The 24662-nt window shown below is 35.7% G+C and carries 20 protein-coding genes and 1 pseudogene; 12 read left to right on the top strand and 9 right to left on the bottom strand.

What is annotated here, in order from left to right:
• Positions 1-234: 234 nt before the first annotated feature.
• From AEA09_RS18765 to AEA09_RS18755, 3 genes are all read right to left on the bottom strand, one after another.
• Positions 235-609 (bottom strand): hypothetical protein, encoded by a 375-nt coding sequence (locus AEA09_RS18765; RefSeq protein WP_053585496.1) that lies wholly within the window; start codon positions 607-609, stop codon positions 235-237.
• 165 nt (positions 610-774) lie between these two features.
• A complete protein-coding gene (locus AEA09_RS18760; RefSeq protein WP_053585495.1) occupies positions 775-1131 on the bottom strand; it encodes a DUF4181 domain-containing protein in 357 nt (118 codons plus the stop codon).
• Between the two features lie 876 nt (positions 1132-2007).
• Positions 2008-2745, bottom strand: a complete 738-nt coding sequence (locus AEA09_RS18755) for a hypothetical protein (RefSeq protein WP_053585494.1) — start codon at positions 2743-2745, stop codon at positions 2008-2010.
• 1035 nt (positions 2746-3780) lie between these two features.
• Between AEA09_RS18755 and AEA09_RS18745 the strand changes: the two genes are divergently transcribed.
• The 3 genes from AEA09_RS18745 to AEA09_RS18735 all read left to right on the top strand — a co-directional run bounded on the left by AEA09_RS18745 (position 3781) and on the right by AEA09_RS18735 (position 9021).
• Positions 3781-5850, top strand: a complete 2070-nt coding sequence (locus tag AEA09_RS18745) for a sigma-54 interaction domain-containing protein (protein WP_053585492.1) — start codon at positions 3781-3783, stop codon at positions 5848-5850.
• 619 nt (positions 5851-6469) lie between these two features.
• Positions 6470-7879, top strand: coding sequence for a YfcC family protein (locus AEA09_RS18740; protein WP_053585491.1), 1410 nt, complete (start codon positions 6470-6472; stop codon positions 7877-7879).
• 17 nt (positions 7880-7896) lie between these two features.
• Positions 7897-9021, top strand: coding sequence for a M20 family metallopeptidase (locus AEA09_RS18735; protein ID WP_053585490.1), 1125 nt, complete (start codon positions 7897-7899; stop codon positions 9019-9021).
• A gap of 20 nt (positions 9022-9041) precedes the next feature.
• Here AEA09_RS18735 and AEA09_RS20385 read toward each other — a convergent pair.
• Positions 9042-9220 (bottom strand): annotated as a pseudogene (locus AEA09_RS20385) (group II intron reverse transcriptase/maturase); the annotation flags it as partial.
• A 310-nt stretch (positions 9221-9530) separates the two neighbouring features.
• On the opposite strand from AEA09_RS20385, the gene rpoN reads away from it, so the two are divergent.
• Positions 9531-10853 (top strand): RNA polymerase factor sigma-54, encoded by a 1323-nt coding sequence (rpoN, locus tag AEA09_RS18730; RefSeq protein WP_053585489.1) that lies wholly within the window; start codon positions 9531-9533, stop codon positions 10851-10853.
• Between the two features lie 450 nt (positions 10854-11303).
• Here the strand turns inward: rpoN and AEA09_RS20040 are convergent, their stop codons facing one another.
• Together AEA09_RS20040 and AEA09_RS18725 are read right to left on the bottom strand one after the other, a co-directional pair.
• Entirely contained in the window at positions 11304-11477 is a 174-nt protein-coding gene (locus AEA09_RS20040; protein ID WP_156312253.1) for a hypothetical protein, read from the bottom strand.
• Between the two features lie 514 nt (positions 11478-11991).
• The gene (locus AEA09_RS18725; RefSeq protein WP_053585488.1) at positions 11992-12873 is read right to left on the bottom strand and encodes a LysR family transcriptional regulator; all 882 of its coding nucleotides are present in this window, start codon (positions 12871-12873) and stop codon (positions 11992-11994) included.
• A gap of 148 nt (positions 12874-13021) precedes the next feature.
• On the opposite strand from AEA09_RS18725, the gene AEA09_RS18720 reads away from it, so the two are divergent.
• The 3 genes from AEA09_RS18720 (at position 13022) to AEA09_RS18710 (ending at position 16016) form a co-directional block, all read left to right on the top strand.
• Complete coding sequence (locus AEA09_RS18720; protein ID WP_053585487.1) at positions 13022-14158, top strand: NADH-dependent flavin oxidoreductase; 1137 nt, start codon at positions 13022-13024, stop codon at positions 14156-14158.
• Between the two features lie 35 nt (positions 14159-14193).
• Positions 14194-15105, top strand: coding sequence for a DMT family transporter (locus AEA09_RS18715; protein ID WP_082332732.1), 912 nt, complete (start codon positions 14194-14196; stop codon positions 15103-15105).
• A gap of 590 nt (positions 15106-15695) precedes the next feature.
• Positions 15696-16016: a YflT domain-containing protein gene (locus AEA09_RS18710; RefSeq protein ID WP_053581955.1), complete on the top strand. Its 321-nt coding sequence runs from the start codon at positions 15696-15698 to the stop codon at positions 16014-16016.
• 421 nt (positions 16017-16437) lie between these two features.
• Here the strand turns inward: AEA09_RS18710 and AEA09_RS18705 are convergent, their stop codons facing one another.
• Together AEA09_RS18705 and AEA09_RS18700 are read right to left on the bottom strand one after the other, a co-directional pair.
• Entirely contained in the window at positions 16438-17373 is a 936-nt protein-coding gene (locus AEA09_RS18705) for a magnesium transporter CorA family protein (RefSeq protein ID WP_053585486.1), read from the bottom strand.
• A 487-nt stretch (positions 17374-17860) separates the two neighbouring features.
• Positions 17861-19552, bottom strand: coding sequence for a CocE/NonD family hydrolase (locus AEA09_RS18700; protein ID WP_053585485.1), 1692 nt, complete (start codon positions 19550-19552; stop codon positions 17861-17863).
• Positions 19553-19841: 289 nt separating this feature from the next.
• Here AEA09_RS18700 and AEA09_RS18695 point away from each other — a divergent pair, with 289 nt between their 5' ends.
• From AEA09_RS18695 to AEA09_RS18680, 5 genes are all read left to right on the top strand, one after another.
• Complete coding sequence (locus AEA09_RS18695) at positions 19842-20459, top strand: TetR/AcrR family transcriptional regulator (RefSeq protein WP_053585484.1); 618 nt, start codon at positions 19842-19844, stop codon at positions 20457-20459.
• A gap of 1098 nt (positions 20460-21557) precedes the next feature.
• Positions 21558-21734, top strand: coding sequence for a hypothetical protein (locus AEA09_RS20035; RefSeq protein ID WP_156312251.1), 177 nt, complete (start codon positions 21558-21560; stop codon positions 21732-21734).
• A 25-nt stretch (positions 21735-21759) separates the two neighbouring features.
• Entirely contained in the window at positions 21760-22131 is a 372-nt protein-coding gene (locus AEA09_RS18690) for a GntR family transcriptional regulator (RefSeq protein WP_053585483.1), read from the top strand.
• 5 nt (positions 22132-22136) lie between these two features.
• Complete coding sequence (locus AEA09_RS18685; protein ID WP_053585482.1) at positions 22137-23003, top strand: ABC transporter ATP-binding protein; 867 nt, start codon at positions 22137-22139, stop codon at positions 23001-23003.
• Complete coding sequence (locus AEA09_RS18680; RefSeq protein WP_053585481.1) at positions 22996-23598, top strand: ABC-2 transporter permease; 603 nt, start codon at positions 22996-22998, stop codon at positions 23596-23598. The genes AEA09_RS18685 and AEA09_RS18680 overlap by 8 nt, the downstream gene beginning before the upstream one ends.
• 111 nt (positions 23599-23709) lie before the next feature.
• Here AEA09_RS18680 and AEA09_RS18675 read toward each other — a convergent pair whose 3' ends face one another.
• Positions 23710-24624: a DNA primase gene (locus AEA09_RS18675; protein ID WP_053585480.1), complete on the bottom strand. Its 915-nt coding sequence runs from the start codon at positions 24622-24624 to the stop codon at positions 23710-23712.
• Positions 24625-24662 lie beyond the last annotated feature (38 nt).

The following is a 24662-nucleotide window of genomic DNA, read 5'->3' as shown; positions in this document are numbered from 1 at the left end:
TGATTTTTCTATGATTAAAGATTCATTAGCGCTGTATGGTATTCTTTAAAAAAAGTCACCCAAATGAGTTTTGGGGACATCTGATTCTAAGCAGCAAAAAACAAACACCTCATTCAATTGAATGGGGTGTATTATTCCCTAATTTTCATTTGGGAACGTTATTTAGATTTATTTTGTATACTTTATAAAGCAACTGTTTTTTAAGGTTGTTTGTATCCTTTAAGAACTTCTCCATTAGTATTTCTCAATTTTTATTGTTATATTTTCTTCGCTAATTGTCTCGTTTTTTGTTTCAGAAACTTTCTTTATAGAATCTTCAACTATTTGTTGAATCAACGTATCATCAACTTTTACATCCTTCTGGAAACCTACTGATACAGAAAGTTCTTTAAAATTACCACCTAACATTATTGAATCCGCCTCAATTGCCGTTTGTTCTTTAATAGCTACGATTATTTCATCATGTAATTCTGAAAGAAATATATTTGCTGGTGGTAAAACAACATTTTCCCCGTTTTCCGTAATATTTATTACTTCCTCTCCATTACACCCAACTAACAAAATTGAACTCAATACAATTCCTGTAATTATAGCTGCTTTTTTAAACACTTTTAAATCCCCCTAAAAAATACATATTATAAAACAATTTCCACTACTGGGAGTAACGAAATTAATTGGTAGAAGTTCCGGAAGGTGAAGTATAACCTTCCAAAATTGCCGTTTTGGTACATTTCTTTGCTTAACGTTGTAATCCGCATAAATCTGACAGGACCCCTAATTGATGAAATGCTCAATATTATAAAGAAAAGATATGATGAACATCGAAAGAATAATTGTAGTAACATATTGTTTTGAGTTCTTTATGTATTTCCATTCCATAATAGCTTGAAAACCCCATATTATAGCTGTGTAGAGTACCCAAAACCATTTTATACCATCTATTCCCTTCGTAAATGCAAACGGCAAAATACATAACGAGATGACTAAAATAATTCCCTTCCCCCATCTGTTAAAGTTTTTACCAGAGGTTTCAGAAATCTTTCTCTTCTCTACACCAAGTAACGTATTAGATATTTTTTCTAATGAAAACATAAAAATTACAAAAAAAACCAAATACCCTATAAACCCCATAAAAAATCCCTCATTTCATCTTTATTATAGGCTGTTTTCTCAAAGATTGTTGATTCTGGTTTAACTACCTTATACAATCCCATACATTTTAGGTTTACATAACACCAGATAGCAGAAGCTAGGTTCAAGCCAAAACCTCGCTATATCAGCATTTATAACGAAAACCGTATTCAATCCGTATTCATTTTTTATACATTGTTGATTTGATAGCATTTTGAGGTGACCTTACTAGCTGCAGCGTGTATAAAACCTTGCATGGTATGGACGAATGGCCTCGACATAAACACGAGAGACCTCACACCCGAAAATTGGTTGTGGGGGGTGAGCTAATGACAGTGGCAAAAAGAAATTGCTGAAGGGAATCCTAGATCGAATAAGCAGAGGAACATTTAGAGCAAATACTTTTCTTTTCAGAAAAGGTGACTGGAATGAGATTAAACAAATTCGTTTTGAAATCATTCTTAGGGAAGATGGAATCGAACAAATAGCCCAATTCAAATACAACGAAAAATCTGAATAAAAACTTAATAAAAACTTTTTAAATATAATTATTAATGATTTAAAAAGTATGTTAAATTATTAATAATTATATTTAAAAAGTAGGTGAATTTTCTTGTTACCAAATAAAATACAAGGATTAGTATTGATATGTCTTACTCTATTGACCTCGGCATTAGTAATAATGATTTCTGTGTTATCATTATCTATTGAAAGAAACACTTCTTCATATTTTAAACACTGGATTTACTACATACCATTCCCTGTATATTGTATAATTTTAATACCTTTAGTAATTGGTCTATATCTTATATTTAAAAAAACAAACAAGTAAAAAAAACGACAGATAGCTATCTGTCGTTTTTTTTACTTGTTTCATTATATTTCTTCTCTATAAATTTTTTGATCTAATTCTAAACCTAATGTTTCATCTTCTTCAGGATTATAATTAATAAAATCCTCATTTTCTTCAGTAGTTTCTTCCAAACTATTTACTTCTTCTTCAGTCAACTTAATAGTTTCATTTGTTTCATTATCAATATAATAATAATCAACATCTATAGGTTGTTCATTTGTAGATCTAATTTTAACACCATTTTTATAATATTCAATTTTGATTGTAACACCTGTAGGTTTTTTTACATAAGCTGTTGCAGTTGTCCCAGACTTATAATTGACTCCACCCATATGTTCCCATTTTCTTTGGACTACTTTTGAAACAGAAGCAACTTGTTTTACATAACCTTTAATATACTCACCTTTTTTTAGTTGAGCAGAATTTTTACTACCGCCTATAGAATATTCTTTTGATAATGCAATCCCTACTTCACCAGAGATCGCCTTTTTAGTAAGCTGAATACTTCCAGAAACAGAAGCTGAACGAGCTATAGTAGCTGATACCGTATCATATTCTCCATCTCTTTTTGCAGGTGTTCCTTTGTAAGCCAATTCCCAAGAACCTACATTTTCAGTAGTATAATTTTTTTGAGAAGATTCAATCTTCCAAAATGAGTAATAAGTATCTGCTTTAGCAGTCGTAATAGAACCCATGTTAAAAATAAGAGCTAATACTGACAATATAGATAAAACTTTCGAAAACATCTTAACATTTTTCATATGTAGTCTCCTTAAAATATTATTGTAATATACTTTTTCACCTAGTGAATTTTAAGATACATTCATGTTAAAAACAACTATTTTTTTGATAATATTTCTGAATTTCAATATGTTAGAAGTGATCAGAGGGAAAAGTCCGCATAAATCTGACGCCACCCCAAAATTTCATGATGGCGAGCCCTTTGGATAGTAGGATTATGATGGTTTTGGGTTAGGAGGATTTCTTTGGTTGGGAGTAGGTTCGATTTGGGGTAGTGGCTTTGGCGTGGCATGACGACATAACAATTCACCGAGTGTTCTTGTCGGTGAGTTGTGGTTTTTTCGAGCCGGCGTTTTTGCCGTGTCGAAAAAAATGTCGTGATGCCGCGCCAACTTTACTTCTTTTAGCTAGGAGTTACTGTGCGTGAAAGAGAGAGCAAACGACAAAAACCAGCCGTCAATTCAGCCCGAACAAGCGGAGCGATTCGGACTGAATTGGCCCCCCTTCCTCCCCTAAGAGCGCCTCCAAGTTCAATCCTGTCCTTGCTGAAAGGGGATGGAGGGGTTTGCCGGGAGGTTTGGAGGGCGGTTTTCAGTGTTTCTCAGCTGAAAACAGGCTGGTTTTTGGGGGTTGCGGACTGATTTTGACCTTGTTTATTTTGCTTTTGAGTAAGTTTTACTTAGAAAGAGGGTTTACTCTAAAGCGATCCATGAAAAAAGGCGACTAATTTAGGATTAGGCGCCTTTTTTTCATATTTACATGCAAACCGTAATTATGTAATTTTTAATTAAAGCGTATAGACTTTTAAGAAGCCTATGCGCTACCTGTTTAATTTTTATTACATCAGAAGAACCTGAAATATCGCCAATAAAACAATTGTTAACAGATGCGCCTGTAGAAGCTGCGATGGAACTGATCAATGATCTAAACCTACGGGCAACCTTAGTAGTCATTCTCTTAACCATTGGTGTATTATTTAACCGGATTCCTTTTTAAGTTACCTTAAAGTCTGTTAGAATAAGAGCAAAATGTAATTGTAAGGTAAGGAGAAGAAGATGAAAAAGCCTACTATACTTATTGTAACTAGCACTAAAACAGTAAGTAAAACATTTGAAGAAAATCTTAAAATGTTTTTTGGTTCAGAAATTGACATTGATACATATTATGAAAAATTGCCATTAAATGAAAAGCTTATCCATAAAGCTGATTTAATATTACTGTCTAACCAAGTGTTAGAAAAGGAAATAAGAAAAAAAAATTTAAATATTCCTCTAATGGTTGCTCGACGTTCCGTTCTAATTGCAAGGTTAGAAAAGCTTCTGGATTTGCCTGCTAAAACAAAAATTTTATTAGTTTCTAACTCCATGAAAGTGACTAGAGACTCTATTGATGTTCTACACGCCTTTGGATTTGGTCATTTAACGTTAATTCCTTATACTCCAGGTTTTACAAATATTGAACAGGTAAAGAATCTAGACATAGCTATTACATTTGGACAACCTGAACTTGTACCAAAGCATATTAAAAGAACGATCAATTTAGAAAATCGACCAATTGATTTAACGACTATGCTTGATATTGCAGATATTTTAAATCTTTCTTTAGAAAATGCGCATTTTTATACGGCAGGATTTTTTAGAGATTTTGTGAAAATAGGAAGAAATTTATCATTATCAATCCAAAATGAAAGACAATTAACACAAAAATTAGATTCTATTTTAAATGCAGTACATGAAGGGATTATAGGGCTAGATGAAAAAGGCATTATTACATTAATAAATGAAGATGCATATAAAATTCTACAACTCCCTTCTATAAATTTTATTGGAAAGCATTATAGAGAAATTTTACCTGACTTTCAGATTAATGAGACATATTTAGATCAAAAAGAACAACTTGATAACTTATTTCAAATAAACAATCGCTCTTTGCTCGTATCGAAAGTTCCTTTAATCTTGACCAAACAACTAGTAGGCCTTGTCATCACATTTCAAGATGTTACAAGGGTTCAAAGAATGGAGCAAGAAATTAGAAAAAAAAGTACAGAGCTAGGTTTAACAACAAAATATTCATTTGATAATATTATTGGAAAAAGCCCTTTGATTATATCAGCAAAACAGAAAGCAGTTCGATTGGCTAAAAGTGATTATACAGTGTTAATTACAGGAGAGAATGGTACGGGAAAGGAAGTTTTTGCACAAGCTATACATACTAGTTCAGAAAGAAAAGAAGGTCCATTTGTAGCGGTTAATTTTGCAGGACTAACCGAAACGTTAATAGAAAGTGAATTATTTGGATATGAAGGTGGGGCATTTACTGGCGCTAGAAAGGAAGGGAAAATGGGCTTATTCGAACTAGCCCATAATGGAACTATATTTTTGGATGAAATTGGGGATGCCTCATTAAGTATTCAAGCATCTCTTCTACGAGTCCTTCAAGAACGCCAAGTCATGCGTGTAGGTGGCAACAAAATCATACCGATAAATGTACGAGTTATTGCAGCTTCCAACAAAAACTTATATCAAATGATGCAAGAAGGTACATTTCGTGAAGATTTGTATTATCGCCTAAATGTTTTACCATTGCAGATTCCTTCACTTAGAGAAAGAAAACAGGATTTATTTATATTGATTGATTCCTTTTTAACGTTGAATAAGAGAAATTTAATTTTTAAACCAGATATAAAAAGCCTCTTAATAAACTATAATTGGCCAGGTAATATCCGAGAACTTGAAAGTTTCATTCATTATTTAATGGTGATAGTTGAAGGGAATGTGGTTACTGAAAATCATATACCAAATCAGATTTTACTATCACAAAAGAAAGTTAATTCATCTGGTAATTCATTGTCGGAAATTGAAGAGACACTTCTATATTTAAAAACAGGAAATTTTATAGAAGACTACAAATCCATATTACAAATACTCTGGATTTGTAAAAAGAGAGAAAAAAGTGTAGGAAGAAGTGTCATACAAGAAATGCTCCCTTATTTTTTGTCTGATTCACAGTTGCGACATCGATTAGCGGTTTTAAATAAAGCTAAATGTATTAAAGTTGGAATCAAAAAACAAGGTACAGAGATTACGGAAATGGGTGTGGAAATATTTAATAGATTAAAAGTGTAAATGTTGAATTTACTGTTATTCCTAATTCTCTTCCGGGGTATATTTTTTGAGGAAAACTGAATCAATTTCATAATAGATGTATTAAACGGAAAATTGACGGACAATGAATTAATAGATGATTTTATCGTTCGCCTTTACGCATGACATAAGTAATTTTGAAATTGATTAGGGGAAATAAAAATAATTTATCATAGCTGTTGTTTAGCTAGTTTTTTCCAACGAAATCATGAAAAAACACCTTTTTTGATACGATGTTAAGCGACTAAACTAACATCGGTATACAAGAAAGGTGTTTTTTTATGGTCATATTTACTGTCGAAGAGAAAAATACAGAATTTGTATAACCTTTCATCGCAATATGCGTAATGTGACGAAAAAAGAATCCCCATATTTGGCTAATTGATAATATTCGTATTTTTTAGGTTGTTTTATGATTAGTTTACCTCCTATAAATAGACCTATAAATGCTGATTTTAAAATATATGACCTTCTAAAGAAGGGATTTACTAACTTGAAGAATTGGCATGGTTCTTGCAGTATGTTTTAATTGTGAGTTTTCGTATTACTAAGTTAATTTTTGAAAACAAGCGTAATATCGTAATTTAATGGGGGGATTATATTGGAACAGACAAAGAAGAAAAAACGGTTTTTGATGCCGGATGCATTTATCATTATATTTGGAATTATCGTCCTATCGGCAATTGCAACATATCTTGTACCATCCGGGTCCTTTGAAAGAACAGAGATTGATGGCAGACAAGTTGTTATTGATGGTACATATGCTACTACAGAAGCAAACCCATCCTCCATAATGGATATCTTTATTGCCATTCATCGAGGGATGGTAGACAGTGCAGATTTGATATTCATGGTATTTATTGTTGGTGGAGTTGTTGCTATATTTGAACACACTGGAGCCATCAACACAGGTATAAATGCAATGATTCAGAAAGCAAATGGGAGGAAATATCCACTCGTAATTACTTTCATTGTACTATTTGCTTGTATGGATATGGCAGGGTTAAGCGGTAATGCTGTCATTGCCTTTATTCCGATTGGAATTATTCTCGCAAAAGCGTTGAAACTTGACCCAATCGTTGGTGTGGCAATGGTTTATTTAGGCCAATATGTAGGGGTTGCTACTGGAACGTTTGATCCGGTGATAACTGGATTGGCACAAAAGATTGCTGAACTCCCACTATTATCCGGTGCAAGTCTTCGATTTGCAGCATTTATTTCATTGCTTATTGTAACAATCATTTATATTTGTCTCTATGTAAGAAAGATCAGCAAAGATCCATCAAAAAGTTTAATGGGAATTACGCCGTTTGGTGATGACGCTGATGGTATCGATGAAAAAGCAGAAGACTATGGACCATTTACCGGTAGACATAAATTAGTCTTACTAACATTCGCCGTATTCATCGGAATATTCCTTTATGGTGTATTTAATTTTGAATGGGGTCTCGGTGAACTGTCTGCTATTTTCCTTATGATGGGGGTTGTTGCAGCATTTATTGGAGGAATTAAAGCCAATGATTTTATTCAGGTATTTATTAAAGGAGCTCAGAGTATCGTTTATGGTGCATTGGTTATCGGTTTAGCAAGAGCTGCTGTTATTCTACTTGAAAATGGTAATGTATTGGATACCATTGTAAATTCTACGTTTGCACCGTTAAGTTCTTTTCCAACGATAGTGGGTGCAGAAGCAATATTTTTGTTTAATTTGTTGTTTAATTTGCTTGTAACTTCCGGCTCAGGTCAAGCAGCCATTGTGATGCCTTTTATTGTTCCATTAGTGGATATGTTGGATATCACAAGACAAACAGGGGTACTTGCTTTCAAACTGGGAGATGGTATTACCAATATCATTACACCAACATCTGGTGTTTTAATGGCGGTACTCGCAGTTGGGAAAATTCCATACTTGAAATGGGTTAAATTTATATTCCCAGTCGTGATTCTATGGTCAATTGTAGCTGTTATTTTAATAGCAATCGCTGTGCTCATTGATTATGGACCGTTTTAAGATAAAGGAGAATAATTATGGACCAAATAAAAAAATATATGCAGGAAAATCAGGAACTTATACTTAGAGATATTCAATACTTAGTAGAGAGCGATTCTCCATCAAATAACAAGAAATTAGCAGATATTTGCAACAAAAAAATTCAGAACTTATTCCAACGCTATTTTGGCTACAAGCCCGAAGAAATCGAGCAAGAGAATTATGGAAATCATCTTCGTTTTGAATATGGTGAAGGAGAAGAAACGATTCTAATGCTATCGCACTTTGATACCGTTTGGAACGAGGGAGATTTGGCGTTTAAAGTAGAGGGAGACAAAGTCTTTGGACCGGGAATTCTTGATATGAAGGGTGGACTCGTTCAAGCCATTTGGGCTTTGAAAGCGCTTCAGGATTTACATATCCCACTATCGAAAAAAGTGATATTTCTTTGTACAAGTGATGAAGAGGTAGGTAGCCCTTCTTCCAAAGAAATTATAGAAAAAGAAGCAATGAATAGTGAATTTGCTTTAGTGACAGAACCCCCAGTAGCAGAATCGGGAGCATTGAAAACGGGTAGAAAAGGTACATCCAAATATTATGTTGAGATTGAAGGCAAAGCTGCTCATGCTGGGAATCATCATGAAGATGGAATTAGTGCGATTAAGGAAGCAGCCCAGCAAATAGTCTATTTAGAATCCCAGACTAATTATGATATTGGCACGACTGTTAATGTTGGCTCCATAAAAGGTGGCGGAAAACTAAACGTCGTATCCGAATCATCAACGTTTGGCGTTGATGTACGTGCAAAGTCTCTGGAAGAACAACAACGAATAGATAAAATTATGAGGGAATTAAAACCCCATACGGAAGGAATTACGCTTAAGGTAAGAGGAGGCATTAACCGACCGCCTATGAACCGTAATAATAAAACAAGTGAGCTATTTATTATTGCGAAAAGAGGTGCAAAAGATTTAGGTATAGATTTAAAAGAAGAGTATGTAGGCGGTGGAAGTGATGGTAATTTCACTGCTAACTTAGGGGTGCCGACATTAGATGGCCTGGGCGCTTTAGGTAAAGGTATTCATGCTAGAAATGAACATATATTAGCAAGTGAAATTCCAAATCGTACAGCACTGTTGTGTAATTTAATTAGTTCTTTATAGAATAGACTAAATGCTTTAGTTCAACATATTATATTCAAAGTTTCGTAACGAGATACCAGACTTTTGAGCCCTTGGAAACTCCAATAGGAGTTTCCAAGGGCTCTGTGTAATATCGGACTTTTGGATATTCTCTAGTGAATTTCCTCACCTTCGTACTTGGTTTCTTCCACATACATATCCGAAGTCTTCTATTAATCCACAAAATCGGTATCCCCTTTTGATAATACTATTTATTACTACATCAATCGCAAGAATCGAGCCACAATTCATAGATTATTAAAGACACTTACACTCTTCAAGATCGATTCAAATTCATGAAAAACCCAATGGAATATTAAGTCCTTGTCTAAAATTCTTTAGGCCTATTTTTAATATTTTACGTTTTTTTCACTACACAAATTAGTTTCTAAATATTCAATTTAAGACTAGAGTAGTCATAAAAGTTATACTATAATAGTTCATACATTATTAAACGTTTCCATATAAACTAATGGATATGGGGGGACATTATGGATTTAATAATTGATCAAAGACAGAAACTTAATCTGAGAATGACAAGTGAATTAAGACAAGCCATCACACTATTACAATATTCGACATATGAACTTTATCAATACATTAAAGATCAAGAGATGGAAAATCCCTTAATAAATTTAAAAGAACAAGAAAATGATCCTTTGTATGTAGGAAAACCTAACAGTCAATTGAGTTCGAATAGCCCATCCAGAATGACCAGTGATTTATTAACGAGTAATGATAGAGGTATGAGAATTAAACTCTATGAACAAGCTGTATTGTTATTTAAGGATAGCCAAGATCAAAAGTTAATCAGATATCTCATAGATAATTTAGATGATAATGGATATTTAAACGTCAATGAACATGAGCCATTTCTTTATGACGAATACGCTGAAAATGATATTGACAGAGGAATTCAACTTCTCCAACATGTAGGGCCTTTAGGGATAGGCGCAAGGAGTTTAAAAGAGTGCTTATTATTGCAAATACCAAACGATTTCCCGAAAGTAGAACTAGCTGAATATCTAATTCAAAACCATTTGGACCTGTTAGCGAATAGAAAATGGGATCAAATTGCGACTCACCTGAAAATGCCTTTGGACACTGTAAAAGAAATTCACGACTTTATTCTAACGCTCAATCCTAGACCATGCTCTCAGATATCTGACTTTTCAATAGAATATGTGAACCCAGATATAATTGTGGAGAGAAAAGAGACGGGCCTTTCTTTTTATCTAAATGACAGTTATTTGCCTAGTATTCATTTTAATAATGAGTATTCAAGTTTTCTAAAAAATAAAGATGAAATGTCAAAGTATATTACGACTCAATATAATAATTATCAATGGTTGATAAGTAGTATTGAACAACGACGTCAAACAATCTTGAAAATAGTAAAGGTAATTATTGAAAAACAGGAAAATTTTTTTAAGGCCGGATTTACAGCACTCAATCCCTTAACCTTAAAAGAAGTCTCAAAAGAAATAGGAATGCATGAGTCCACTGTTAGCAGGGCTACAATGAATAAAATTATTCAAACTCCAAAAGGCACTTTTGACCTTCGGGTATTCTTTCCATCAAAGTTAGATACTGTAGACGGAAATTCCATATCCCAAACGAAGGTAAAGCGACTGTTAGAGACTTTTATTGCACAAGAAAATAAATTAAAACCTTTATCAGATCAAAAAATTGCAAGTTATTTTAAAAATGAAAAAGGAATTACAATTTCAAGGCGTACGATTAGTAAGTATCGAGAGGAACTAAAAATTCCATCTTCAAGTAGACGTAAAGAAATAGATAATATGATGTCATAAAAATTAAATATCCCAAAAGTAGCCAATACATAAAATGAACTGCTTCCTGTCAAGCAGACAGCAGAAATAATAAAAATGCTTTATGTGGTTTGAGCCCTGAATTTTAGAGGGCTCCCTCACGCCACCAATCGCTCGTGATAGTGGTGAAGTTAGCGAGTATCTTTTATGCTTTTCTATTGAAATCGTCTGATCTATACTCCCTCCTATTCTTCGGAAATTTTTTCAATTCTTTTTTGCGCTTCTCTACGGCTAAATTTACTTTTCTATTTTACTCTATTCTATTGTTCGATTTTTTCGAACATCATTCATTAGCAAACATGCAAGGCGAGTCGATTCATCAATTGAAAAAAAACCATAATTCCAAATTAAAGGGGTAAAGGTTTTTGGACGAGAATAGCCTGATATAAGATTTTGGGATGCTAGCTATAGAGTATTGCCGCCAGTTATATATCAATGTTTCGGTTTGTTCTTTTCTATTGCCTCTAATTTCGCCTCATAGCTCGCACGAATCCGCTCATTCTCCGCATGCATTTCAGCTACTTTATCATTGTACTTCTCATTTTGCGCTTGTAACTTGGCTTGATAGTTGCGTTCTACTTCTACCAGTGCTTTCTCACGCTCCAAATCTTTGCGCTCCTGGATGATTTCGATTTCGCGTGTATAGTTCAGCTGGTGTAGCTTTAAAATAAAGTTTGAACAAAAACACCTCGTAAATCCTTACACTAAGATTAATAAGAAGCATTTTTTAGTTTGCTTATTATAAAAAAGTTTGATCATTTTCTACAGCGTTACTTCATAAACGCGCCCGATTGCTGAACATCATATTTGTCTATTCAAACTAAGAATTAGAATCATTCACCTCTGAATTTTTACAACATTAAAATTATTTTAGGTGTAGTCTATGTTTCCGCATACCATTTGCGTCGAGTGTATGTGGCAACACATGGGTGCTGGTGGGTTTAAGTAATTGGCTAGGTCCTACCATAGTAGAACCTAGCCTTTTTATTTATCTTCAAACAGTTTTTTCTTCAAAAAATGCACACTCCGTTAGTTGAGGTGCAATCTTTCACAAACTACATTTCATACAACAAATAAACTGTACCTTTATAAAAGACTCCTCTTTATACAGAAACGCCTGTTAAACTTTACTCCCATGCTCCTTAAAATAATCTGTTACAATTTTAAAGAACTCTTGTGCGATTGGTGTTAGGTTTTCCGAAGACTTCATGATCAAACCAATATTTCGGACTAGCTGCGGGTACAAAGGCAAAATATGAATCTTCTCTGTATATTCAGGAATTGCAAGGTTTGGCATAATAGTAACGCCAAGTTTTCCTTTTACCATGGAAATTACCGTTTCATTGTCTTTGCTATTATAGGAAACACGTAGGGGAAGATGTGCTTTACGAAATTCATCTTCTATAAGAGCTTCACATCCAGAGCGTAACATGATAAAAGATTCCTCAACGAAATTTGTCATCGTGACAACATCTTTTTCTACGAAAGGATGTCCATCATATATGACTGCAGACAAAGGGTCTTCCAAAAGTGGTATACATTCTACACCTTTAACTGGTAATGCAGTAAAGCCAAGGTCCACAGTTCCCTCTTCAACCCACTTTACAATATCTTCATACCCACCTTCATATAATACGATTTCGATATTCGGAAAGCGTTCTTTACATATAGAAAACAAAGCAGGTATAAATGAGGCTGTAAAACTAGGAAAACTCCCGATAGAAATCTTTCCTAATTCCAGTCCTTTTATGGAGGCAACTTTCTGCTCCATATGAGCCATATTAGCTACAATACTTCGTATATGTGGAATGATATACTCACCTGCAGTTGTCAGTGATGTACCGCCCCTTCCACGTTTTAATAGTGTCACACCAAGTTCCGATTCAAGCGTAGTAATGTTGTGGCTCACACCTGACTGGGTCAACCCAATTTCCTGACCTGCCTTTGTAAAATTCCCACTCTCCACTACTTTCAGAAGCACTTCAAGTTGAAAGAAATTCAAATCGTCTCACATCCTTTTCTATATTATACATGAGAGATTCAAATACTTTACATAGGAAACATTCATTTTACTTATATTACTTTTAGAAATACAATATTCGTTGTAAAACAAATCAAATAAAAAGCACAGAAATGGGAGCAAATATGTTATGACAAAACAGCAATATGAAAAGATTCTTTCACCGTACACACTTTCAAATGGGGTAACCCTTACTAATCGAGTCGTCGTGGCTCCGATGACGACCTATTCCGGAAATATAGATGGAAGCGTATCTCACGAAGAACTTGCTTACTATAAGAGAAGAGCGGATGGCCCTGGCATGTTCATTACAGCAGCTGCAACAATATCCCCCCTTGCCATTAGCTTTCCCTGTCAAATGAAGGCTTATGGGGAGCAGAATATTTCAGGTCTCATCAATTTGGCGGCTACAATTAAAGAAAAAGGAGCAAAAGCAATCCTCCAACTCCATCACGGAGGAAGCGAGAGCCTTATCGGGTATATTGGCGATAAGCAAATGGTAAGCCCAAGCGGCGTTGTTGCAAGTATCTATAAGGACGCAGAAGAAGTATACATTCCGCGTACACTGACACATGAAGAAATACTATCCACTATTCAAGATTTCGGACGTGCAACAATGATGGCCATACATGCAGGTTTTGATGGTGTAGAAATTCATGGAGCTAACGGATACCTTATCCAACAATTCTTCTCTGGATATTCAAATCACCGAACAGATATGTGGGGTGGATCACTGGAAAAAAGGATGTGTTTTCCGCTTGCTGTAATAGAAGAAGTAAAACGGGTACGGGATCAATATGCGGACAACAACTTTATAATTGGGTATCGCTTCTCACCAGAAGAACCAGAAGAGGGTGGGATAATAATGGAGGAGAGCATCGCATTAGTAGATCGGCTAGCTGATTTAGATCTTTCCTATTTACATCTCTCTGTTAAAAATGTATGGTCTATGCCTCGTAGTGGTTCGGATCAAACGAAGACAAGATCAGAGATATTTCGGAATATAATCGCTGACAGAACAACTTTCCTGTCACTTGGTTCTATCCATACACCAGACGACGCATTGGACGTATTAGAGAAAGGCATACCCTTGTTTGCGTTAGGAAGAGAAATTCTAATGGAGCCAGATTGGGTTAAAAAACTAGAAGAAGGTAGAGAAGAAGAGATTCGAACTATTTTGCCACGTGATAGTCAACAGACACTCTCTATTCCGGATGCAATGTGGAAAAATATACTAACACGTGATGGGATGCCTGAAAAGAGATAAACACATGGGTATATATACAAGTAAGGAGAATGGATATGAATAAAAATGCTGTACTTCAATTAATTATAGCCATGTCCATCTTTGGGTCCGTTGGTTTTTTCTCAAATCTCACTGGGCTTCCGGCAATTGAACTCGTATGGATTCGTTGTATATTTGCAGGTGTCTTCCTATGTGTTGCTTGGATTGTAACAGGTAGTTTTAAAAGGGAGCAATGGGATAGAAAAGAATTATTTTTTATTGTTTGTTGTGGCATCGCGAATGTATTGAACTGGGTGTTTCTTTTCAAAGCATTTGAAATGACATCTATTACAATCGCAATTACCTTATATCATTTGGCCCCTATCATGGTTCTTGCAGTAGGGACCTTTCTCTTTAAGGAGAAAATGACGAAATTCACGTATCTTGCCATCTTGATTTGCTTTATTGGAACAATGTTCATTGTGGGGGCGAATGGATTCCATATATCTTCTGCAAACTGGAAGGGAATAATATACAGCATTATTGCGGCATGTTTTTATTCGGCAACGATGATTTTAGGAAAGAGCATTACAAAAACAACTGTATATGCAACCACTTTTCTTCAAATGGTGATAGGCTTAATCGTATTACTGCCTTTTATTCATTTTTTCAGTTACCAAGCAATTGGAACTTCCCAATGGAGCTATACTATCACAACGGGAATTGTTCATACTGGAATCGTGTACATTTTATTTTTCAGTAGTATCCGTCAGTTGCCTACGTCCGTTGTCTCTTTTATGATTTTTATAGACCCTGCAGTCGCTATCTTACTGGATATCGCTGTGACGGGTACCCATTTAAAATGGTTACAATTACTTGGCATTCTTTGTATCTTTGTCGGGTTATTCTACTCCCTTAAAGCGAACAATTATAACACAGATGCTCGACAGAAGAATTATATGACTTCCAATCCGAAAAGGGTAGGCTGAACGGTAGTTGTGTGCTTTTGTTACTAAAGACGGCGTCGTTCCTTTTATCATCAATTCCTCCCTGTTGAACAAGCCAAAAATTCTTCTTGAACCAACCTGCCCCGATAGCTGCATAAGAAAAAGCTGTCTAAATGACGGCCCTGTTCTTATGCTATTGCATCTATTAGTTTAAGTGTATTCATTCACAATTTTAGTTGGTTTTGAATAAAGAATTCTAACCAACTAAATATCTTGTAGCTATATTTCTTATAAGTTATGTATTTGACCATCTTGATATTTAAATGAATAATTATCTGCTTAATTCAAGAAAACAGGAAGTATTGAGAAACCATTTCTACAATTCCTAGATTGATTGGATTTTTCGTAAAAGAATGTTATTCAAAAATCTGGCCCTATTCTTGAATAAGGTACAATCCCTAAATAGAATAGTGCCCAATTATAGAATAACAACTTACAATGTTTTCGAGTTGTTCATTAGTATTCCATTAGTTGTTAATGCCACTCTAACATAATTAAAAACTAAAAAGATGTTTTATTCATTCAATTTAGTGGAATAGATTGAATGTGAACATATATAGGAGGGATAAATAATGACAGTCAAATTGACAGTAGAAAACGTAGTACAGGCGAAACAAGAAGTGGAGAAATTAGAAGCGCAAGGATATCTTCGAGATAACATTTACATCTTTGCGCACTATGAAGAACGTGAAGATGATATTAACGAAGCACTCGGGACAGAAGAAGCTGGTATTGGCGAGCAAGGGTTCCTGACTTCTATGAAGAACCTGGTGAATTCCCGTGGAGATGAACTCCGCAATGAGTTAGCTTCTGTCGGATTAAGTGAATCGGAAGCTGCTCAATTCGAAAAGGAACTGGATACAGGTAAATTGGTCATAGTTGCCAATAAGTAAAAACAAACCCGGGAATCCAATCCCGGGTTTGTTTTTCATTTTACAAGTCCTCCTCGTATTCCTTGGACTCTGTATTCCAGATAGCCTTTCAACCAAGTCAGTATAAAAACCCATCCTTCTTTATTGTCAATGATCTGCTCGAGGAAATTTTCATCTTCTTCATTAAAGAGTCTTCTTCAACAATATGGTCCAATTTTTGAAGAAGAAGCGCAATCTCTTCTCTAGAATTGCGCCCTATAATGGAATAAGATTAATCTTCTAATAGCTGGTTACTTAAAGAAGAAAAGTGCGTTTCCAGTGTTTCCGAAACGCACCCGTTAAGTACATTTATTACAACCTTCTAAGAGGCAGCCAGACACAATAAAAAAGCAGCTCGATTTATTTTTAAATCGACTGCCTTTTTTAATTTATACATAACAAATTAGAATATCCTCCTTCTCGATAGTACCAATCCGATCCAAATAACAAAAATTAATGCTATTATCAGTGTAATAATCCAAGAGGAGGGATCATTATCAGCAATAGGTAAGATAACATTCATACCGAAGAAACTAAATACAAGTGTAGGAAGAGTTAAAAAAACTGTAAATAACGTAAGAGTTTTCATTGTATTATTCAATTCATTAGAAATTAGTGAAGAATACGACCCCGTTATACTGTTCAAAATTCTTGTATATAATTCGGTGGTCTCAATTCCTTGATTATTTTCAATTCTTACATCTTCTAGAAGATCTTTGTCATCTTCGTATAACTTTACGGAATTGGTACGAAATAGCTTGGTTATAACATCTGCATTAGCCTTTAATGATGTAAGAAAATAAACTAAACTTTTTTCAATCTCCATTAGGTCATAGAGTTGCTTGTTCGTTAATGAATCACGCAAATTATTCTCTATTTTAAGACGTTGTTTGTTGAGCTTTTTTAATTTTTCTATATACTGAGTTGAAATCGAAAATAATATCTCTAATGCAAAACGACTCTTCATTAATGTGTTAACATTTTTCTTGATTAAATTCTCTAAAAAATCACCCGATTGGCTACAAACCGTAACAATGTAATCCGTTCCTAAGATTATTCCAATAGGAATGGTAATATAAGAATCAAATTGATTGTTATTATTAATAGTTGGAAAGTCATTAATAATTAATGTGCAATTTGTCTCTTCATCATATTCTATCCGAGCACTTTCTTCTAAATCTAACGGGTCCTCTAAAAACTCAATTGGGATATTACAAAGTTGAGATACCTCTTTAAGTTCTTCTATTGAAGGATCGGTAATATTTATCCAACTATCCTTTTCGAAGTTTTCTATTCTTTCTAGAATTCCATCACGAGAAGATTTATAAGTAATCAACACTATATATCACCCTTTCTATTCTTAATTTAAAGTCCTATATAAGTAAAAATTCAAGTTATCCCAATGCCACATATAGAATCATCACCAATATAAAACCAACCATTAAATATATAGAAGTCAGATACATGTTTCTCTTTCCTGAGAGCTTAGAATCAACTCTTCAGCTACAACAAATATTATTGCTCTATCTATTTAATACCTCATTTTCGAGGTATTGTGGATTTCCATAGTAATATATATTAAAGAGTAGATACGCTAAGTCTTTAGATATAACCGACTTAGCGTATTTTTCTTACTCCAATACCAATAGTCCTGGCGGTATAGCTCGGGCCCAGTTCATTCAACTTACTATTGTTTCAGTGGTCATAATAAATTGAGAGACGTATACCAACCGTTATCCTTTCACGGAAACATTAACTTACCTACATGGAATATTTTTCTGAGTCCAGCCAGCGCAATTTGCATACTTGCCTGCCTCAGACTTTCACTAATCTTTCTTGGGAATCACCGGTACCAAAAGGAATGAATCATACTTCCCGCCAGCATAAACCGAATGAGTTCCTTTGTTCACTGTATCGGTGTGCCCATATCCCCTTGAGCCTGTCTGGTTGTCATCGATAATTATGTCGCTGCCTTTTATGACCAGAATCAGACTTTCCCCACTCTTTAGGAATATGCTTGAAGGCAATATTTCAATTTCTACTGGCACAATCTCGCCTTTATTAAGCTTCATTAATCTCTTGTGCTTAAGTACAGGCTGATAAGGAGTAGATTTCACTGGATCCAGCTCTCTATGGGAAACCCTCAGCCATCCTCTAGCCACCTGACCGTTTTCAATATGGTTAAAGTCTGGCAGGAATACTTCATTGCCACGTCTGTCATACTTCTTAATGCCGACAAAAAGATCCATATCATCCGTGTCATCGGTGGAGACCCAGAGCTTGAGCTTCATATTTCCTGTGAGCTCGATGTCCTCGTCGGCGGTAATTTTAAATCTTAAATCACTGTTTTCTGTCTGACCAGGTTCGGCATTATAGGTAATTCTGGTTTCGTTCTGAACGGGAGCCTGCTGCAGGGACATTTCTTCTCCGTTCAGATATTGCTTGGAATATTTTGTTTGGGGTATCGGCCACTCATTCGCGGTGCGAATGTGCCCTTTATAGAATTTCTCTCTGACCTCGTAGCGTACCCGAGGCGTATCCATCCAATCATTCTCAATGCCTTTCAGGAAATAATCGAAGAACTCCTTCTGCTGTTCCAGCGATTCACGCAAATAGTAGGTTTCCCATTCCTTGCGGCCATGAACCAGCAGCCACTTGTCTTTGGATGAAGCCTGTTTAAAGCCTTCAAAGGTACCGCGATTATGCAACCCTTGGGTGGACCAGCTGGCGCAAACAAACATGGGTACCTTGATATCGGACAATGTAACCTGTCTTTCTTCCCAGTGCTCATCGAGTAACGGATGTTCTTTTTGCGCCGCTACCATTTCTTCTATGTTGTTATTTGGCCACCGGGTATGTTGCAACTTCTCGAAATCAGCTGAGAAAACCGTTTCCGGTATTCCGCCGTGAAAGTACCATTCCCGATACAAATCAGTAGTCCCTTCCCACGGTATGATCGCCTTCAGATGAGGCGGATTCATAGCTGCCACCCGCCATTGGGTCATGGCAAGATATGACACACCGTTTAATCCCACATTGCCATCGCTCCACTCCTGAACGCCAGCCCATTCGATTACTTCATAATAATCTTGAGTTTCCGTTTTCGTCCAAGGATAGAGGTCACCTTCCGAATTTGAACTACCACGCGTTGCGATTTTAATCAATATATAATCGTTTGGCACCCAAAAACCGGGATCAGGTGACTCAAATGGTGCAAAAAGAGATGTAACGATAGTACCTACTGTCGGCCAGACTTGACGAAAAGTCTCATAGGGGGGTAAGCCATCTTTATTATATGGATCCATACTCATAATCACCGGAAACTTTCCAGGCTTATCTGGACGAAAGATATTGACATATATAGTGACCCCATCACGCATTTTAATGGGAACATCCTTCTCCATTATCATCTCTTGATTACCATAATGCGCCGTAGTCACGACTATTTTGTTCAAACCTGGTTTAGTGTCATTTGGATGTGTTGCTTTCAGATCAGGTCGACCCAAGAATTTATTCATTTTACATCTACTTCCTTTCCTTATAAATTGATTGCTGTAACTAAAAGTAGCACCTCAACATTGAGTGAAAAAATACAGATTAGTTGATGTCGAATTTAGCCAAGTGTATATTTTCATTAAAATGTTGGCTGTACCCATCTGATAAGTTATAATAATAAACAACCTGTTGTTTATTACATTTCAAATTATAAAACTGAATTAAGTACTATTCAATAATTAAAAATGGCAAATGTGTTGGTTTTCGAACACTTTCAATATTTGTGTTTGGTAAAATAAAGGGGGAATTAGCTTGAGTATTAATAATGGTGATTTACGTGTCATTCGGACAAAAGAGTCCATTCGACACGCATTAGTAGAATTAATAAATGAAAAAGGTTTTGAAGCAATTACTGTTAAAGACATAACAACTAGGGCGAAAATTAATAGAGGAACATTTTATGCACACTATCAAGACAAATTTGATTTAATGGCTAAATGTGAAGAGGAAATTATGCTTGATATGTCCAGAATTACAAAACAAAACTTTCCAAGTGTTATTGCTGCACTTGAAACTGACTCTCAGGATTTGACACCATTTTCCTTAACAGTTTCATTATTTGAGTATCTAAGTATAAATAGCGAATTTATGAAAGCAGTGTTAGGTCCAAAGGGGGATTTAACATTTCAATCAAAACTGAAAGATTTTATGTGGGAAACACTCTATGGAAATAATCCAAACGCATTTATAAAGGAAGAAAACTTCCTAGTTCCAGGACAATATTTAGCTTCTTATATGGGAACTGCAATAATAGGGGTAATTCAACAATGGTTGGAAAGTGGTAGGAAAGAATCTCCTCAAGAAATGGCTCGTATTCTAACGACCATTACCGTTAATGGTCCCTACTTTGCAGCTGGTTTAAAAAAATAATCCTTAAAGAATAAGGGGCATTCCCTTAGTAATAACAGGTACTGTCCCTTTATATCAATTTATTCTTTTCCGATTTTGACATAAAAAATCGATAAAAACACTAGAGTTACTTGAAGAATGAACTTATTTGTAAATCCGCTTTTTCCTGACGGTGCCCTACTATTAGCCTTCCTAGATAATCTAAACTGCTTTGTTAATTCATTAACTTCAACACACTAATATGTGTTTTACTTTCCTCAACAATCTGGCCCGATTGTGGAATAAGAAAACTGCATTCCATACAGGTTTTTTATCAAAATTTATTATAAATGATCGAACTTAATTATAAATTATCAATCTTTATTAAAAGACCACAGCTGGGCGTTTTCTAGCGTGTTTTCTAGTTCGCGAATACGTTCATTGGCTTGCTCTAGTTGAAAGATTTGCTCTGTTAGGTAATTGGCTTTTTTGTGTAGTTTCTCACTCCACCAATCGCTCATGATACTGGTGAAGTTTTTGTTTTAGTCGTTCAGGGAAATGCTCTTCTATATAGGCTGCAATATACTGCTTTTCTCAATTTCATTTTGAGTAGAACGGAAAAGTTTTCCGAAGAGTTGCCATCCTTTTGTGGTTGCATATTGCGTTAGGTGGCTTTGTTCAATGTGGTTTCTCGAATTTTCTAATTCTTTAACATCTAAAACCACGAAATTATTTCTCGCGTATTCGTACGCTTTACAATAACCTCACCTGTAACTTCTTTCATATACCCTCCGCATACCTTTCATCAAGTTGCATCATTTTATCCTTTTGGAAAATTGGAGTACTCGTTTTTTGTTTCCGAAAGCGAAGGAAGGGGCTGATTTCCCCTAGTTATCATCCCTTTCCCCTAAATTTCAGGGAACAACATTCTGTTTTACCGTTCAAGAATAATATTCTGAAAATTATTTATTTTTAAATAAAAATAGTTGCATGAAGTTTTATGAGTGTGTATGATGTGTATATAGTGTATATACAATATTGGAACTTAGGGGATACATGTATATCGTTTATAATCACTAAATCATTATTTTACATAATTGGTGAAGTGCATGAAGCATGGGTTGGGGGAGGGAAGAAATAATGAAACAAGTCTCAATTGTAGGGATTATTTTTGTTTTAGTACTAGTGGTTCTTTTAAAGGTGTTTGAGGACTCAATACCAAAAATTAGCGATCCACTAACAAATATACTAGTTCTTGTATTGTTCGGGATTTTCGCCGTTGTATATGGTGTATCTCAAATGAGAAAAAGAAGTTGAGTAAAAACAAAGAAGAGGGATTAACATGCAAATAATACTTTCCAATAGTTCGAAGGAGCCGATTTATGAACAAATTACGCATCAAATTAAATCGTCTATTTTATCAGGTGATCTGAAAAATGGGGCTGCGTTACCTTCCATGCGTCAACTCGCAAAGGATTTACAAATTAGTGTGATCACGACAAAGCGCGCTTATGAAGAATTGGAGAAGGCAGGCTTTATTTATTCCATTGTCGGCAAAGGTTCTTTTGTCGCAGAACAAAATTTAGAAGTCATGAGAGAGCGGAAGCTAAAGGCCATTGAGGAGCAGCTGAGTGCGGTCATTATGAATAGTAAAGAAATTGGCTTATCACTTGATGAACTACAGCAATTATTGAAGATTTTACATGAGGAGTGAAATGAATGGAAAATGTAGTTGAATTAAAAGGTGTCGCGAAAAATTTCAAAGGTTTTTCCGTTAACAATATGAATTTGCAAGTGAAACAAGGCTTTGTGACGGGCTTCATTGGCGCAAATGGTGCTGGGAAGTCGACAACGATCAAAATGATCATGAATTTATTAAAACCGGATGTTGGGGAGGTTAAGATTTTTGGGTTGGACTACGCGACGCATGAGAAGGCAATTAAGGAGCGCATTGGGTTTGTATATGATGGCAATGTGTTTTTTGAAGGGCTGAACTTAAAAGATATCAAGCGCATTGTTGGACCAGCTTATAAAAAATGGGATGATGCTTTGTTTTATCAGTATGTGGAACAATTCAAATTACCTCTTAATAAAGCGATCAAAACGTTCTCCAAGGGGATGCAGATGAAGGCATCATTGGCGGTCGCTCTATCCCATCATGCAGAGCTGATCATTATGGATGAACCAACAGCAGGTTTAGATCCTATTTTCAGACGGGAGCTGCTGGATCTTTTACAAGAATTAATGCTTGATGGTAGTCGTACTATTTTCTTCTCAACACATATTACAACAGATTTGGATCGTATCGCAGATTATATTGCGTTTATACAGAACGGGGAATTGGTATTTACCCAGTCCATTCATGAGGTGGCTGAAACCTATGCGCTCGTGAAAGGCGGTATGGATTTGCTAGATCGAGACACGGAAAAAGCCTTTGTCCATGTACATCCTGCACCAACTGGTTTTGAGGCATTAACGGATAATATTAAAGCAGTAAACACTATATTCGGGGATTCGGTGGTTATTGAAAGAGCATCTTTGGAAGAAATCATGTACTACATGAAAGGAAGGAAAAGCTATGTTTAATTTAATCAGGCGTGATGCCATCATACAGAAAAGACAGTTATTATTATTCATTCCTTTTATTATCTTCTTTATCGTGATGAACTCACATCCAGCTTTAATTTTTATGGTTGCCAGTATCATTATTCCCTTTAACGCATATGCGTACGATGAGAAAGCAGAGACGAATATTTTGTTAAATTCTTTACCGTATACACGTAAGGAAATTATTGCATCACGCTATATTGGTGCGATTGTTTACATGGGCATATCCATAGGGCTCACAAGTTTAGGCTTATTAGTTTTCGATAAACCGTTTACGCTGACTGATCTGGCAATTGGCAGTGGCTTATTCTTAGCATTTGTTGCGTTTACCTTCCCTTTATTTTACATATTTAGGGGCAAAATCACAACGGTTATTATGATTAGCTTTATCATTTTAGCAGCCGTATTACCGCCTTTTGTGTCGTTTTTAGCTAAACATTTAACAATCATTACCGATTTAATCGCCAGCTTATCCACCTCAGCTTTGTATACGGGAGTGGCAGTTGTGATCGTGCTCCTTTACGCGGTCTCTTGGGGAGTTACCACTAGCATTTACCAGCGAAAAGCGTTCTAAGTGACCCTGTGAACTAGCTGAAAACCATAGAGAGCACTGAAATCAATCAATGCCAACAAAGGCAATCTCCCTGTGTTAGGAGGTTGCCTTTGTTGCGTTTTGGGTAGCCCCTCACTCCACCAGTCGCTCATGGTACTGATGAAGTTCTTCCTTTAGTCGCTCAGGAAAGTGTTCTTCTATATACGCTGCAATATACTGTTTCTTTTCGATTTCGATTTGCGTAGAACGGAAAAGTTTTCCGAAGAGTTGCCATCCATTTGTTGCTGCATATTGCGTTAGGGCTTCATTTTCAAGGCGATTTAGGACGCTTTGTTCAATGTGTTTCTCTCTGATTCTGATGGCGATGTCCTCTTTGTTTGATAGGAGGATCCCCTCTACTTTTTCGGCTAATTCCTGATTTTGCTGCTCCAATTGTTCCGTTATGGATTGAAGCTTTTCAATTTCTTGCGAAGATTCGGAAGGAAGTGCTTTGATTTTTTGCTGGAGAAAGTCCTCGTTTAAAGTGAGTTTCATTTCTTCCGTATCTTCATCTTGTTCCATTTGAAATAAGCCGGTATGCATGATTTGTGCGAGCGCTTGGCTTAGGGTATCTAAACGTTTGTCGTTAGTCGTGTCGGGTAAGTTTTCTTGAGTCGGTACTTGTTTGACGATATGGCCATCTTCGTTGATGCGTAAAAGTTGTTTTAAGCCTTTTACACGGTACTCATCTTTTAATAGTAGAATCATGCGCAATTTCAAAATCGCTTTGAAGTCTAAGCGAATGACTGTGGCTGTTGTTGGATTTGTAGCTTGTCCATCGAAAAGGTATTCTTCAAAGGGCTTAATGTAGTATCGGAGCTGGGCGTCGGTAACATCAAACCAACTTGCCACTTCGGGTGTTGAGTAGTACTTCTTTTCAATCAATTCGTTTAAATAGGGCTCTGATAAAAAGTGCTGCTCGGCTGGTGTTTCCTGGATTACTTGAAATAATGGATCATTCTCGAGTACCTCTTGTATACGCTTCTCTATTGAAATCGTTTGTTCCATACGCTACTCTCTCCTGTTCTTCGCAAAAATTTTCAATT

Source organism: Lysinibacillus contaminans, from assembly GCF_001278945.1.
Lineage (GTDB): Bacteria > Bacillota > Bacilli > Bacillales_A > Planococcaceae > Lysinibacillus > Lysinibacillus contaminans.
Note: the sequence above shows the minus strand (reverse complement) of the source record. Positions and strands in the feature narration are given on the sequence as shown.

Bases quoted from the DNA above. Each gene is read 5' to 3' on its own strand.
- AEA09_RS18760 (WP_053585495.1), bottom strand. From the start codon at position 1,131: ATGGGGTTTATAGGGTATTTGGTTTTTTTTGTAATTTTTATGTTTTCA.
- AEA09_RS18755 (WP_053585494.1), bottom strand. From the start codon at position 2,745: ATGAAAAATGTTAAGATGTTTTCGAAAGTTTTATCTATATTGTCAGTA.
- AEA09_RS18745 (WP_053585492.1), top strand. From the start codon at position 3,781: ATGAAAAAGCCTACTATACTTATTGTAACTAGCACTAAAACAGTAAGT.
- AEA09_RS18735 (WP_053585490.1), top strand. From the start codon at position 7,897: ATGGACCAAATAAAAAAATATATGCAGGAAAATCAGGAACTTATACTT.
- rpoN (WP_053585489.1), top strand. From the start codon at position 9,531: ATGGATTTAATAATTGATCAAAGACAGAAACTTAATCTGAGAATGACA.
- AEA09_RS18720 (WP_053585487.1), top strand. From the start codon at position 13,022: ATGACAAAACAGCAATATGAAAAGATTCTTTCACCGTACACACTTTCA.
- AEA09_RS18715 (WP_082332732.1), top strand. From the start codon at position 14,194: ATGAATAAAAATGCTGTACTTCAATTAATTATAGCCATGTCCATCTTT.
- AEA09_RS18710 (WP_053581955.1), top strand. From the start codon at position 15,696: ATGACAGTCAAATTGACAGTAGAAAACGTAGTACAGGCGAAACAAGAA.
- AEA09_RS18700 (WP_053585485.1), bottom strand. From the start codon at position 19,552: ATGAATAAATTCTTGGGTCGACCTGATCTGAAAGCAACACATCCAAAT.
- AEA09_RS20035 (WP_156312251.1), top strand. From the start codon at position 21,558: ATGAAACAAGTCTCAATTGTAGGGATTATTTTTGTTTTAGTACTAGTG.
- AEA09_RS18690 (WP_053585483.1), top strand. From the start codon at position 21,760: ATGCAAATAATACTTTCCAATAGTTCGAAGGAGCCGATTTATGAACAA.
- AEA09_RS18685 (WP_053585482.1), top strand. From the start codon at position 22,137: ATGGAAAATGTAGTTGAATTAAAAGGTGTCGCGAAAAATTTCAAAGGT.
- AEA09_RS18680 (WP_053585481.1), top strand. From the start codon at position 22,996: ATGTTTAATTTAATCAGGCGTGATGCCATCATACAGAAAAGACAGTTA.
- AEA09_RS18675 (WP_053585480.1), bottom strand. From the start codon at position 24,624: ATGGAACAAACGATTTCAATAGAGAAGCGTATACAAGAGGTACTCGAG.